This is a genomic window from Psychroserpens sp. BH13MA-6 (assembly GCF_052983595.1).
Window position 1 is genome coordinate 54,763 of the sequence record NZ_JBRJGE010000006.1, and the last position, 14,424, is coordinate 69,186.

Consider the following 14,424-nt stretch of genomic DNA (forward strand, 5'->3'; position numbering starts at 1 on the left):
TTCTTAATTAATTCTTTTTATGCTTCAGTTGTATTTCTCACCTTCGTTTGATACTGCACATTTGGCTTAGTACCTACACTCTCTAATAAGTGATACATACGATCATCTTCTTTAAGCTTTGTAACTTTACTGTCTTTGTCATTAATATCTCCAAACACCATCGCACCACTGCTACAAGCTGCTGAACAAGCTGTTTGGAATTCACCATCCTTAATGGCTCTTCCATCACGTTTGGCATCCAGAATAGTCTTTTGTGTCATTTGAATACACATAGAACATTTTTCCATCACACCACGTGAACGTACTGTCACATCTGGGTTCAATACCATACGCCCTAAATCATCATTCATATGATAATCAAACTCATCATTTTGAGCATATAAGAACCAGTTGAAACGACGCACTTTATACGGACAGTTATTTGCACAATAACGTGTACCGACACATCGGTTATAAGCCATATGGTTTTGACCTTGACGACCATGTGATGTTGCCGCTACAGGGCAAACAGTTTCACAAGGCGCATGGTTACAGTGCTGGCACATCACAGGTTGAAAAGCTACTTGTGGATTGTCTGCTGGATTTTCCAATTCACCAAACCCATCCAAGGATCCTTTTTCTCCCCAAAGACCAGAAAACTCGTCTTTCTTCGTATTATCACCTTCAAATGTATCATTTGAAGAATAGTATCTATCAATTCGCAACCAGTGCATATCACGGCTACGTCTAATTTCTTCTTTACCTACAACTGGTACATTGTTTTCAGCATGACAAGCTATCACACATGCACCACATCCTGTACAGGCATTTAAATCAATTGATAGGTTAAAGTGATGTCCAATTGATCGGTCAAACTCATCCCATAAATCAACTTTCTCAGAAGTTACTTTTGTTTCTTCGTGATTAAGCGACACCACAGGCGTCTTATTCCAACCATGTTTATGGTCTTCTTTATCGTATTTATTGTAAATATCAAGTGTTGTTTCCTTGATAATATCACCACGTCCCATTAAGGTATTCTGCAATTGCACACATGCAAATTCATGCATTCCAGCAGCCTTCTTAATCGTAACGTTCTGTACGGTGTTAAAGTTTTGATATAATTTATAAGCATTAACACCTGTCATCATTTCATCTTTCAGTCCTGCACTTCTACCATAACCAAAAGCAATTCCAACGGAACCTTTCGCTTGTCCAGGTTGAATAATCACAGGCACAGTAATAGACGCACCATTAACAGTAACTTCTGCATAACTACCATTCAATGCACCTGTTGCTACATGCTCATTAATGAGACCTAAGTCTTTCGCGTCTGCTGAAGAAATCGTCATGTAGTTATCCCATGAGGTTCTTGTAATAGGATCTGGAAACTCTTGTAACCAAGGGTTATTTGCTTGTTGACCATCTCCCATACCAACTTTAGTATATAAAGACAATTCCATCCCTTCAGATTTCGCTGAAGATGCTAAAGCTCTTGCAGCGCTTCCAGCTGAATTAGCAGGCGTTTGTAATTCTTCAGGAACTTCAGATGCTGCTACCGTATCGGCCGTATCCATAGTTTCTGTAGCAATACTTCCTACATAAACTCCATCTTGTAAGGCCTTATTGAATGTTGAACCAGATAATATACCTGTTCCCCAAGTTTCCTTAATATATTCGCGATAGTTTTGATCACTTCCAGTCCACTTTAATAACGCTTGTTGGAATTGGCGTGTATCGAATAACGGACGAATAGTTGGTTGTATTAAACTGTAATGTCCTTTTTTAAGTTCTACATCACCCCAAGATTCTAAATAGTGAGGCGCTGCAGCAATATATTGGGCTTCTAAAGCCGTTTCATCTGCTTTCATTGAGAAAGCGATGGATACATCTGTTTTCTTTAATCCTTCAGCAAAATCTGAAGCGTTAGGCAAGGTATACATCGGATTTACACCACTCATGATGATACCACCAACACGACCAGCCTTCATATCTGAGACCAACTTTGTTACAGCGGCATTACTACCTTGTCTTGTTAAAATTGGCTTAGAAGCATCAAATGCTTTACTACCAAGAGCTTCATTAATGGCTAAAGCTACTGTTTGGGCATTAACATCCTGAATTCCGGTTACTAAAACGCCATTACTTCCAGCTCTTTTTAATTCAGAAGCTGCTTTTTGAACGGCTTCATTGATTGGTGCAGGAAGATCTGTCGTAACAGAACCACCAACAACCATACTATATAACTTAGCTAGAGCTTGTTTTTGTTGACTTGGAGTAAGAGGTACTCGTTTATCTGCATTTGAACCTGTCAAAGACATATTAGATTCAAACTGAATGTGACGCGACATTTTTCCGTTCTTTGGAACACGTCCCTGCGCATACCCAGCATCAAAACCACCGCCTTGCCAATCGCCAAGGAAATCTGCTCCTACTGATACAATGGTCATCGCTTTAGAAAAATCGTAATCCGCTAATCCGCGTGTGCCATATTTGGCTTCAAAAGCATCTAATGCAGCCGATTCTGAAACAGCATCATAAATGACATGACGCACATTACCGTACTTCGCTTTGAATTCAGAAATCAATTTAGATGTTGACGGACTGGCATAAGTTTGCGTTAACAACACAATCTCTTTTCCAGCGTTCATCACATCTGTTAAGGCTTGATTGGTTTCAGCATCAAAAGTTTCCCAAGAAATGGCATCGCCACCTTTCATAGGGCCTTTTACTCTTAAGCTATCATATAATCCTAAAACAGAAGCGTTCACTCTTGCATTAGCACCATTGTGTGTTTTTGCTAAGTTGTTGTTTTCAATTTTGATAGGACGACCTTCACGTGTTTTAACTAAAACACTTGAAAAATCAAATCCATCAGCTATGGTCGTTGCGTAATAGTTCGCGACACCAGGCACAATAGATTCTGGTTGAACAACGTAAGGAATAGATTTGATCACTGGTCCCTCACACGCTGCTAAAGATGCCGCAGCTGTACTAAAACCAACATATTTCAAAAAGTCACGACGCGTTGTTGAAGATGCTTCTAGTGATTCCTTGTTCCCTAGGAACTCATCAGTTGGAATCTCTTGAACAAATTCATTTTGTTTTAGCGTCTCAACAATAGAGCTATCTTCTTTCAGCTCTTCAACACTTTTCCAGTATTTCTTGTTTGATGACATATTATATAATTGAATTACTTCTTATTAATCGTTTATTAGTAGTGACATTTTCCACATTCGAGTCCGCCCATTTGAGCAGCCGTTAGTTTGTCAACACCATATTTCTTAGACAATTGCTCATGTATTTTTTCATAATACGCATTGTCTTCTACTTTCACATTTGTTTCCCTGTGACAGTTGATACACCATCCCATAGTTAATGGCGCATGCTGATACATCACTTCCATCGTTTCTACTGGACCATGACATGTTTGACATTGCACACCTGCCACCTCGACGTGTTGCGAGTGGTTGAAATAAGCAAAATCAGGTAAATTGTGAATACGTACCCATCTTACAGGTTGTGTTTCTCCAGTATACTTTTGTTCGGCCTCATCCCAACCCACAGCTTTATACAATTTTTGAATTTCAGCATTATAATCAATGCCATATTCATTCAATCCTTCTTTCTGAGTTTCATCAGCCACCTGATAAATAGACTTGTGACAATTCATACAAATATTCAGAGATGGAATTCCTGAATGCTTACTGACTCTTGCAGAGGAATGACAATATTTACAGTCAATACCGTTATCACCAGCATGTATTCTGTGAGAATAATGAATTGGTTGTACTGGTTCATAGCCCTGATCCACGCCTACTTGCATTAAATAACCATAGATAAAATACGCACCAGCTAACAAGAAGAAAATAGCCGTTACCAAAACCAGGAATTGATTTTGAGCGAAAGCTTTCCAGATAGGAACCGTCTTATCGTTTTCCGCCACCGAAATTCCTTTTTGCTCAGCAAATCGATTTAAGGTGTTTTTTACTAACACTAAAGCTATCGCTAACAAAGCAAATAAAATAGCGAGTGCACCAAGAATCAATTTGTTTGAAATACCTGGCTCCACAACAGTGGTAGTGGATGCCGTATCATCGTCTTCATCAGGCGTTGGAGCTGGCTCAGCAGTATATGCAAGAATATCAGAAATATCCTGGTCTGTTAATTGCGGAAACGCTGTCATTGCCGTTCCGTTGTACTCGTTAAAAATCTGATTAGCATAAGCATCACCAGACTTCACCATACCAGCACTATTTCGAATCCATGAATTAAGCCAATCTCTACCTAATCCTTGCTCCTCATCTAAACGCGCTTCAACATTACGCAAAGCAGGACCTGTCATTTTTCTATCTAGAGCATGACATGCGGCACAGTTGGTATTAAATAAAGTTTTTCCTTTTGCAGGATCACCTTCTTGAGCAGTAAGTGAAGTAGTAAACGTAAGTAAAATAACCAATCCCAGATAAGGAATTTTTGAGGCTAGTTGACGGTAAATCACCTGTATCATATTGTTAGTTGAATTATCTTCTAAACTTTGGTATGATTTTTTCATTATCATAGGCATGAAAAAAACGTTTGTAAAATCTCATGCAAAAATAACACTTAAAGTCGATTTTGGAAATGTTACAGAACTGTTAATTGATAATTTATAAGGATTCTAAATAATAAAAAACAGTGCAATTTAGTTAATAATGTCAACTATCAAAACCACACTGAAAAAAAAATGTTTTCTTTGTATTAAATTTCAAAAAATATGAAACTCATAAATATAAAAACAGCCCTTATCTCACTTAGCTTTTTTATGGTTGTAAATCAGGGGTTTGGGCAACAAGGTACGGTCGTTATTGACCAAGATGATGACATCACGAAACTTTTGGAGTATAAAAAAGACGTTAAAACCACCAACTTGTATAAAATACAATTGGATTTTGGATCGCGTTCCGAAGCTATGGCGTTAAGACAAAAATTTGAGAATACCTTTTCACAGTGGCCATCAGAATTGGTTTATGAAACTCCTAACTATAAGGTTTGGGTCGGAAATTTTAGCACGCGATTAGAAGCAGATATCGCCCTTTTAGAGATCAAAAAGAAATTCTCGAAAGCAATGGTTTTTGAACCAAAAAAAGATGATTAATTCCAGAAATGATTCAACGTTAGAACTAAAAAAAGCGACTCATTACGAGTCGCTTTTTTTAATTTCAATGTTTATGATTATTTCAACTTTTTCTTAACCTCAACTTCTTGGAAAGCTTCAATCACATCATCCACTTGGATATCGTTATAGCCTTTTAACTGCATACCACAATCGTAGCCTTTAGACACTTCTTTAGCATCATCTTTGAAACGTTTCAACGACACGAGTTCTCCAGTATGAATGACCACACCATCTCTAATTAAACGGATGCCAGAGTTTCTGTAAATCTTTCCACTGGTAACCATACATCCTGCAATCGTACCAATTTTAGAAATCTTAAAAGTTTCTCTGATTTCAGCAGTACCTGTTACTTCCTCTTTCAATTCTGGTGACAACATGCCTTCCATCGCGTCCTTCAGGTCATTAATAGCATCATAGATGATGGAATATGTTCTGATATCGATTTCCTCATTATCAGCGATTTGACGTGCATTACCCATTGGTCTTACGTTAAATCCGATAATAATAGCGTCTGAAGCGGTTGCTAACAACACATCACTTTCTGTAATCGCTCCAACACCTTTATGAATGATATTCACTTGTATTTCTTCAGTGGATAATTTCTGGAATGAATCTGTTAATGCTTCCACAGAACCATCCACATCACCCTTAAGAATAATATTCAACTCTTGGAAATCACCAAGCGCAATTCGTCGTCCGATTTCATCCAAGGTGATATGACGTTGTGTACGCACCGATTGTTCTCTCTGTAATTGCGTACGCTTAGCAGCAATTTGCTTCGCTTCACGTTCATCTTCAAACACACTAAACTTATCACCTGCCTGTGGCGCACCATCCAATCCTAAGATTGATACTGGTGTTGATGGACCTGCAGCTTCTACTTCATTCCCTCGTTCATCGTGCATCGCTTTCACCTTACCACTGTTTTTACCAGCTAATACATAGTCTCCTACACGTAAAGTTCCGGCTTGTACCAATATGGTTGACACATATCCTCGACCTTTATCTAAGAATGCTTCAACAACAGTACCACTGGCAATTTTATTTGGGTTCGCTTTTAATTCTAATAATTCTGCTTCTAGTAATACCTTTTCTAATAATTCCTTAATACCTGTTCCATTTTTAGCTGAAATATCATGAGACTGGATTTTTCCTCCCCAATCTTCAACTAATAAATTCATATTCGCTAAACCTTCTTTTACTTTTTCAGGATTAGCACCAGGCTTATCAATTTTATTAATAGCAAAAACAATTGGCACTTCTGCAGCTTGTGCGTGAGCAATCGCCTCTTTTGTTTGCGGCATGATGGCATCATCAGCAGCAATTACGATAATGGCCAAATCGGTAACTTGAGCACCACGAGCACGCATCGCTGTAAAGGCTTCGTGACCAGGTGTATCTAAGAATGCTATTTTTTGTCCGTTATCTAGTTGTACGCCATAGGCACCAATGTGCTGTGTAATTCCACCTGACTCTCCTGCAATAACGTTCTCCTTACGAATGTAATCTAGTAAAGAGGTTTTACCGTGATCTACGTGACCCATCACTGTGACGATTGGAGCACGCGTGACCAAATCTTCTGGCTTATCTTCAATTTCTTCAATTGATTCCTCGATATCTGCCGTGACAAAATCAACCTCATAACCAAATTCATCTGCGACCACTGATAAGGTTTCAGCATCTAATCTTTGGTTCATGGTTACCATCATTCCAAGCGACATACAAGCTGAGATAATTTCAGTTACAGACACATTCATCATGGTTGCTACCTCACTCGCCGTAACAAACTCTGTTACTTTAAGGATTTTACTTTCAGCTGCTTCCGCTTGAAGGTCTTTCTCTGTTTGCTCTCTATGTTGTTCTCTTTTCTCTCTACGATACTTAGCCCCTTTACCTTTATTTGATTTACCTTGAAGTTTTTCTAAGGTCTCACGCACTTGTTTTTGGACTTCCTCTGCACTTGGCTCTTCTTTAACTGTAGAACGCTTCCCTTGATTTTTTCCCTTGTATCCACCTCTTTGGTTGCCTCGATTGTTCGATCGGTTATCACCTCCTGAAGGTCCTTTACTAATACGACGTCGCTTCTTCTTATTATCAGAATCGGAACTCGATTTTTTCTCTTCTTTTTTCTTTTTCGGCTTATTGAACTGAGATAAGTCAATTTTATCACCAGCAATTTTAGGTCCAGAGAGCTTTTTGTACTGCGTTTTTAGGGTTTCTTCAGCTGGTTCATCTGAAATTGCTGCCTCTTCCTTTTTTGCAGGTGTTTCTTTAGCCTTCACTTCGGGCTTAGCCTTTTCTTCAACTTTGTCTGCTTTTGCTTTAGGCGCTTCCTTCTCTTTCGGTGCTTCCGCAGCAGGCTTCACCTCTTCTTTTGGCGTTTCCTTTGTTTCAGGCGCTTTTTTCTCTACTGTTGGTTTATCTTTATTCAAGTCAATTTTACCAACCTGTTTCGGACCACTTAATTCAGCTTTTGCCTTCACCACTTCGCGGCTCTTGGCGGCTTCCTTTTGCGCTTTTTCTTCCAATTCACGCTCACGTTGTTCACGAAGTTCTTCCTTTTCCTTGAGTTTCGCTTCACTTACCTCTTGGGATTCTGCCTTTTTGTTGGCATCTGTTTGAAACTCATCGGAAAGAACTTTATAAACGTCTTCTGAAATTTTCGTATTAGGGCTCTTCTCTATTTCAACACCTTTTGATTCTAAAAAATCAACAGCGCGATCTATAGAGATATTTAATTCCCGTAGTACTTTATTTAACCTAGTTTGAGCCATAAATTGCTTGTAATATAACTTAAAAATCTATTTTACCAAATTAACCTTTTAATTGTTACGTTGGTATTAATCTTCGAATTCTTCTTTTAGAATTCTAATAACATCTAATATTGTTTCTTCTTCTAAATCGGTACGTTTCACAAGGTCATCAACATCTTGTTCTAGTACACTTTTCGCGGTATCCAAACCAACCTTACTGAATTCATCTATAATCCAGCCTTCTATTTCATCTGAAAACTCTCTTAACTCAACATCTTCCTCTGCACCTTCTCTAAATACGTCAATTTCGTAACCTGTTAACTTTCCAGCCAAACGGATATTGTGACCACCTCTACCAATGGCTTTTGAAACTTCCTCCGGTTTTAACAGTACTTCTGCACGTTTCGTTTCCTCATCAATTTTAATTGAGGTGACTCTTGCAGGACTCAATGCTCTTGTAATAAACAGTTGCAAGTTATTCGTGTAATTGATCACATCAATGTTCTCATTACCTAATTCTCTTACAATACCATGAATTCTCGAACCTTTCATACCAACACAAGCGCCAACAGGATCAATTCTATCGTCATAAGAATCTACGGCCACTTTAGCTTTTTCACCAGGAATTCTCACGACATTCTTTATCGTAATTAATCCATCAAATACTTCAGGGATTTCTTGCTCGAATAATTTTTCCAAAAATGCAGGTGCCGTTCTGGACATGATGATTGCAGGCTTGTTCCCTTTTAATTCAACACTTTCAATAATTCCTCTTACGTTTTCTCCTTTACGGAAAAAATCTGATGGAATTTGTTTATCCTTCGGAAGGATGATTTCATTCCCTTCATCATCTAAAAGGATGATAGCTCTATGGCGAATGTGATGTACTTCAGCAGAATATATTTCTCCTTCAAGCTCTTTAAACTGCTTGTAAATGTTTGTGTTATCGTGCTCATGAATCTTAGAGATCAAATTTTGACGCAAAGCCAAAATAGAACGACGTCCTAAATCTACTAATTTCACTTCTTCAGCAACATCTTCTCCTACTTCAAAATCTGGCTCTATTTTTTGAGCTTCAGATAAGGCAATCTCTTGGTTAGGCTCTTCAACTTCATCATCGGCTACAACCACACGATTTCTCCAAATCTCCAAATCCCCTTTATCAGGATTTATAATAATGTCAAAATTATCATCATCACCATACTTCTTCTTTAAGGCATTTCTGAGTACATCTTCTAAAATCGCCATTAACGTCACTCGATCGATTAACTTATCGTCTTTAAATTCTGAAAAAGAATCAATTAACGCAATATTTTCCATAATTAAGAATTAAAATTTTATTACAACTTGGGCTTTCGAAATCGTATCGAACGAAATATCAGCTTGCTTTTTTACAGTTACTTTTCCTTTACCTACTGGTTTAGGCTCTCTGGCTTTCCATTCCAGAAGAATGCTATCGTCTTTAACTTCAGTGAGCTTGCCTTCCACAGTTTTATCATCTGTTGTTTTCACACTTAAGGTTCTCCCTAAGTTTTTCTTATACTGGCGTTTGTTGGTCAAGGGTGATGTTGCACCTGCCGATAATACCTCCAAAGAGAAATCTTGTTCTTCTCGATCTAGGTTGTGCTCAATGGCACGACTAATGAACATACAATCTTCGACCAAAACACCATTGTCACCATCAATCACAATCTTAATTGTATGATCTGGTAACACTTGAAAATCAATTAAAAAGAGGTCTTCACGCTCTTTCAAGCCTTCATCCAATAAGTTTTTTACGGTCTCCTTGAACATGTACTAGTATAAAAAGAGCGGACTTTCCGTCCGCTCATTATTCTTTTTTCTTCAAACAACGCTGCAAATATACAACATTTTTATTGACTTTCACAAGTGTGATAGTTTCGATTTTTATTATTAAATTTATAAGACTCTAATCAAATTAATCAATATGAAAAAAATACTTGTTCCAACGGATTTTTCAGAAGAAGCTGAAAATGCCCTCAAAGTCGCTTCACAAATCGCTCGCAAATATGGTAGTGAAATTTATTTGCTGCACATGCTCGAGATTCCCCTTCAGGAAGTGGATGCTGTGAGCACCCAAGCCGAAGTGCCAGAAGTGATGTTTTTTATGAAAATGGCACACCAGCGATTTGAAGAAATCATGGATAGCGACTATCTGAAAGGCTTGACCGTTCATGAAATGGTCAAACCTGATGGTTCTTTCAATGGCATCTCAGACATCTGTAAGGAGCACGGTATTACAATGATTACTATGGGCTCTCATGGCGCGAGTGGATTCAAAGAAATGTTCGTTGGTTCTAATGCTGAAAAGGCCGTTCGAAATTCTGACGTACCTGTATTGGTTATTAAAAATGATCACGACGACTTTAGTGTGGATGATATTGTTTTTGCTTCCGATTTTAAAAATGACAATAAAGAGACGTACCGTCAAGCAACGGAGTTTGCAACCGCATTTGGTGCGCAAATCCATTTATTAATGGTGAATACGGCTAGTAATTTTACGACCACAAAAAAAGCCAACGACCGCATTAATGACTTTATCGCCGATTATAGCTTTAAGAATTTTACCGTCAATATTTATAACGATGAATCCGTTGAAAAAGGAATTTTGAATTTCTCGAAACTCATCGATGCAGACCTTATAGGCATTAGTACGCATGGCAGACAAGGAATTGCTCATTTCTTTAATGGCAGTATTAGCGAAGACCTAGTCAACCATGCGAAACGACCAGTTATGACGTTTAAGATATAAGTGGATATATGAGGTTTAGCAGTTATTAGAACCGATATTTTATCGAGGCGAAAAGATATCGCGGCAGTAACATAATTTCCGACCGATAAGCTGAAAAACCATTAATATCGATAACCGAATAAGTGTCTTGGTTTAAAATGTTATTGACTATGACACGGTATGAGAATCTGGAACTCATTGGTGTGATTTCTAATTGAAGGTCGGTGAATGTATAAGTCCCTTTCTCTATAAAATAAGAGTTGTTATTTAACGATGCAATCCAAACTTTTGAAAGTTTATAGCTTGCTTTAGCATCTAGTGTTTGCCACTTTCTTTTGGCTTTTACACTATTAAAATTTGATTTTGCATAGTTAAAACTTGTCTTGAACTTAAGATTTACAGGAAAATCGAAATAAGTAGTAGCCGTTAAAAAATAAGAAGACCGAAACGTTTTTAAATCCTGAAACCCACTATTATTAGCGTTAATTGGGATGCTTGATATATTTTGAACAATCCCTAAATTAGTAGAGATGTTGAGTTTTCTGAAGTAATTAGTAAAATCAATTTTGGAGGAAAACGATTGACCACTTTCGACAAACCTGTAATTCGTTAGCGTTATATTATTACCTATTTGATTATTCGTTGAATATCTGCCATTCGCATCATCATATTGTGCACTGACTGTTAGTGATTTTGTCTGTAGGTCATTGGCTATTTGATAGTACAGAGCAAACCTGTTTCTCTTAGGAATTAACAGGTCATCAGCTCCAAGAACAAATGACTGAAATGACCTCAATTGATACGATTCTAGAAACATATGTGATTTGGGCACATTAAAACTCTGCCCAAAACTCAAGCTTAAATAACCAATATTTAAATTTTTGAACGCTAGGCGTATTTTCGGATTGAATAACCATCTTTTACGATGTAATCTTCCAAACTCTAAATTTACATGGTCTAATTTTAATCGACCAGACAATTCGATATGCTTTGACAGACTATATTCAAATTCGCCCTTGAAACCTACCGTTTGCTGTTTGTAATTCACAGCATTCGACAAGCTGTCAACTTCAGTATTAACATTTTGATCTGTGATCAAAAAAGCATTATTCCGAGCTTCATTTATGCTTTCGTAGCCAATTTCCAAATTGGTTTTTAGACGTCCTAGATTAAGAATTAATGATGACCTTCCACCAAAATTAGTCACCTCATCACTAGCTTTATGCTTGATACGTGACACATTTGACTGACTTAAAAAATCATTTAAAACAGGTGAATCAATGTCTGAGTCTTGCTTGATGTTATTTTGACCGAAGTGCAGATAACTGTGAAGCAGTGTCTTATCACCAATTAAATAACTATGCTCTAAATGATTGGCTAAGGAAAATTCTTTTTGCCTTAGGTTTTCCGAAATAATTTGATCATTAAAAATTGCATGGCGTCTTGTTCTTTCTGGCCTGTTTTCATAAACAAGCACATTTTTGATATAGGTTTTACTATTCTTCGCATACTTTAACTCCATTTCGCCTCCACCCAAGGTGGTATTTCTAACGAAATCATTTTGTTCATTGAAAACTATCGGATCGGTTCCCAAATTGAAAACCGTTTCTGATGAAAATAACTGCTCTTCAACATCACTCGTAACATAACCCGTTCCTCTTAGTTTTAGTTTTGGGCTTAAAGAAGTTACAAAACCTAGTGAATTTATAAAGGCTTTATTAAATGTACTTTCACCATTTTTGAATAGGGTGTTGTTATTGTCCGAAATATTATAAATTGGACTTATGCTTGTCTCAATTTTACCTTGTCTAAAAAACCCGGTATTGACAGATTGGACTTGCTCAACCTGATCTTTAGCTAAGCGACCAAGGTTGTTATAATCGTTAAAATTAAAAAACTTGATTTTTTTGCGTATTAACCCAATATTGGAAGCAAGTTTTAATCGTTCTTCCGTGCCAACACCCAAACTTGCGTTTCCAAACCAAATATTTTTATAGTCGTCCTTCAGGACTAAGTTCAAAGCTATTTTCTCAGACTTTATCACTTTAGCAATTATGGGGTTTTCCTCAAAAGCATCCAATATTTCAACAGCATCCAATGTATTTGCGTCTAAATTTTTAGACAATACTTTATAATTTTTGTCAAACAGATCTTCACCTTCCACCAACAGCTTATCGATTAACCTACCTTTTGCCTTTATACTCCCATCCTCCATGACTTCAATTCCTGGAAGCCTTTTAAGGATATCTTCAACAGTTTGCTCTGTACCATCCTTAAAAGCATTAACCTTATAAGTAATAGTATCACCTTGCCTCGCTATTTTTTCTGTGGGCCTCAAAAGCACCTCATTAAGACGCTCTACTTTTTCATTTAACTCAAATGAAACTGTATAAGTTTTAGTATTTTTTTCAATGCTTATGGTAGCCGTTTTCTTATCAAAACCTAAACTCTGTGCTGACAACTTAAAAAAATTTCCATTCAAGGTATGTAATTCAATAGCATATAATCCTTCTGGATTCGTGTAAGTATAGTCTAAGATCGCATTTGAAGAATCAGATACGACGATACTAGCATTTTCTATAGGTATTTGATTTGCAGACTTGACATTACCTACTATTTTTATCTGAGCAATTGAGACCTGAAAAGACAACAACAGCACTACTAAAAAAACAGTATGCGACCTATTCTGAAACTTCATTCATCAAAAGACTCAATGAAAACTTCACTCTTAATTTGTCTTTCAGGAACATTCGTACCCATTCTTTCAGCAATCAGTATTGAACTGTTCTTCCTATGTTCATACATTCTATCCAACCGCTTTTTGAAATCTTCTAGTGTTTTCCATGTTTGGGGATGGTAACCTGGCCTTTGAACTTTCGATATTTCAATGGGAGACTCAAGCGGATACGTAATGCTTTTAAAATAAATGTAAATTTCTTTATCTTGATCGTAAGCCTCTAAAATTAAACCTGGTAAGCCATGCAACTTCCACGGCCCAAATGGCAACGGAATAGCCATGGTATACCAAGCCGTATAAACCCTTCCTCTGTAAGTTCCTACAGCCTTGTTAGCGGTAATATTGCCGAAATCCTTCGTTTCATTTATTAATTCCCAGTGTATTTCAGGGAGCTTTTCAGCCACGTACAAACCATCCCATTGATTCCAATACGTACTATCTTTACTCAAATTACGATAAACTTGTCGTCCGTATCTCGTCGTCATTTCACCTCTTAATGAAATCCCTCGAGACCTATCAGCACTGTAGTAACGTGTTTTAAAGGTTTTTCCTTTTTCGAGCGAATCTTTCGCGACCACATAGTAAGATTCATTTGCATTAAAGGTCATATAGGCATTAAAATCAGGTCCTAATGGCCCCTTTAGTCCATTACTATCAATTTGTCCATAGTGCACCAATCCCATCTTTTGAGCAGACACTGCGGATGTCAGTAACATGCAGGTTATAAAAATTGTTTTAATCATTCTTAAACATTATTCAGGATTATGCTGAAAACAAGCGTCACGTTGTTTCAAAGAAAACAAAAGTTAAACTAAAAACGGCGTAAATAACATCTTTATTTTCCTCTTAACCCTATTAATGCGATTTTGACTTTCAATAAGACAGAAATAATAAAACAAAAAATCCTGACTATTTTCATAATCAGGATTTGCTTTTGTTGGCCTACTAGGGCTCGAACCTAGACTCTTCTGGACCAAAACCAGACGTGTTGCCAGTTACACCATAGGCCATTCTCTAAATGAGGATGCAAATTTAGTACAAAGTT

Annotated in this window: 9 protein-coding genes and 1 tRNA gene; 2 read left to right on the plus strand and 8 right to left on the minus strand. The window is 37.3% G+C overall.

Annotated elements, in window-relative coordinates:
• Positions 1-17 precede the first annotated feature (17 nt).
• Positions 18-3,158: a TAT-variant-translocated molybdopterin oxidoreductase gene (locus ACU8DI_RS12515; protein ID WP_447113124.1), complete on the minus strand. Its 3,141-nt coding sequence runs from the start codon at positions 3,156-3,158 to the stop codon at positions 18-20.
• A gap of 35 nt (positions 3,159-3,193) precedes the next feature.
• Positions 3,194-4,489 carry a c-type cytochrome gene (locus tag ACU8DI_RS12520; RefSeq protein WP_447113248.1) on the minus strand — a complete coding sequence of 432 codons (1,296 nt, stop codon included), beginning with the start codon at positions 4,487-4,489 and terminating at the stop codon, positions 3,194-3,196.
• A 246-nt stretch (positions 4,490-4,735) separates the two neighbouring features.
• Here ACU8DI_RS12520 and ACU8DI_RS12525 point away from each other — a divergent pair, with 246 nt between their 5' ends.
• Positions 4,736-5,116 (plus strand): SPOR domain-containing protein, encoded by a 381-nt coding sequence (locus tag ACU8DI_RS12525; protein WP_447113125.1) that lies wholly within the window; start codon positions 4,736-4,738, stop codon positions 5,114-5,116.
• Between the two features lie 77 nt (positions 5,117-5,193).
• Here ACU8DI_RS12525 and infB read toward each other — a convergent pair whose 3' ends face one another.
• The 3 genes from infB to rimP all read right to left on the minus strand — a co-directional run bounded on the left by infB (position 5,194) and on the right by rimP (position 9,684).
• Positions 5,194-7,911, minus strand: coding sequence for a translation initiation factor IF-2 (gene infB / locus ACU8DI_RS12530; RefSeq protein ID WP_447113126.1), 2,718 nt, complete (start codon positions 7,909-7,911; stop codon positions 5,194-5,196).
• Between the two features lie 66 nt (positions 7,912-7,977).
• Positions 7,978-9,210: a transcription termination factor NusA gene (gene nusA, locus ACU8DI_RS12535; RefSeq protein WP_447113127.1), complete on the minus strand. Its 1,233-nt coding sequence runs from the start codon at positions 9,208-9,210 to the stop codon at positions 7,978-7,980.
• Between the two features lie 9 nt (positions 9,211-9,219).
• Positions 9,220-9,684 (minus strand): ribosome assembly cofactor RimP, encoded by a 465-nt coding sequence (rimP, locus tag ACU8DI_RS12540; protein ID WP_447113128.1) that lies wholly within the window; start codon positions 9,682-9,684, stop codon positions 9,220-9,222.
• A gap of 154 nt (positions 9,685-9,838) precedes the next feature.
• On the opposite strand from rimP, the gene ACU8DI_RS12545 reads away from it, so the two are divergent.
• On the plus strand, positions 9,839-10,663 hold the full coding sequence (locus ACU8DI_RS12545) for a universal stress protein (RefSeq protein ID WP_447113129.1): 825 nt from the start codon (positions 9,839-9,841) through the stop codon (positions 10,661-10,663).
• 25 nt (positions 10,664-10,688) lie between these two features.
• Here the strand turns inward: ACU8DI_RS12545 and ACU8DI_RS12550 are convergent, their stop codons facing one another.
• From ACU8DI_RS12550 to ACU8DI_RS12560, 3 genes are all read right to left on the minus strand, one after another.
• Complete coding sequence (locus ACU8DI_RS12550) at positions 10,689-13,340, minus strand: hypothetical protein (protein WP_447113130.1); 2,652 nt, start codon at positions 13,338-13,340, stop codon at positions 10,689-10,691.
• The gene (locus ACU8DI_RS12555; protein WP_447113131.1) at positions 13,337-14,122 is read right to left on the minus strand and encodes a GLPGLI family protein; all 786 of its coding nucleotides are present in this window, start codon (positions 14,120-14,122) and stop codon (positions 13,337-13,339) included. Before ACU8DI_RS12555 ends, ACU8DI_RS12550 begins: the two co-directional genes overlap by 4 nt.
• Positions 14,123-14,316: 194 nt before the next feature.
• Positions 14,317-14,389, minus strand: a tRNA-Gln gene (locus ACU8DI_RS12560).
• Positions 14,390-14,424: the final 35 nt, after the last annotated feature.

Bases quoted from the DNA above. Each gene is read 5' to 3' on its own strand.
- ACU8DI_RS12515 (WP_447113124.1), bottom strand. From the start codon at position 3,158: ATGTCATCAAACAAGAAATACTGGAAAAGTGTTGAAGAGCTGAAAGAA.
- ACU8DI_RS12520 (WP_447113248.1), bottom strand. From the start codon at position 4,489: ATGATACAGGTGATTTACCGTCAACTAGCCTCAAAAATTCCTTATCTG.
- ACU8DI_RS12525 (WP_447113125.1), top strand. From the start codon at position 4,736: ATGAAACTCATAAATATAAAAACAGCCCTTATCTCACTTAGCTTTTTT.
- infB (WP_447113126.1), bottom strand. From the start codon at position 7,911: ATGGCTCAAACTAGGTTAAATAAAGTACTACGGGAATTAAATATCTCT.
- nusA (WP_447113127.1), bottom strand. From the start codon at position 9,210: ATGGAAAATATTGCGTTAATTGATTCTTTTTCAGAATTTAAAGACGAT.
- rimP (WP_447113128.1), bottom strand. From the start codon at position 9,684: ATGTTCAAGGAGACCGTAAAAAACTTATTGGATGAAGGCTTGAAAGAG.
- ACU8DI_RS12545 (WP_447113129.1), top strand. From the start codon at position 9,839: ATGAAAAAAATACTTGTTCCAACGGATTTTTCAGAAGAAGCTGAAAAT.
- ACU8DI_RS12550 (WP_447113130.1), bottom strand. From the start codon at position 13,340: ATGAAGTTTCAGAATAGGTCGCATACTGTTTTTTTAGTAGTGCTGTTG.
- ACU8DI_RS12555 (WP_447113131.1), bottom strand. From the start codon at position 14,122: ATGATTAAAACAATTTTTATAACCTGCATGTTACTGACATCCGCAGTG.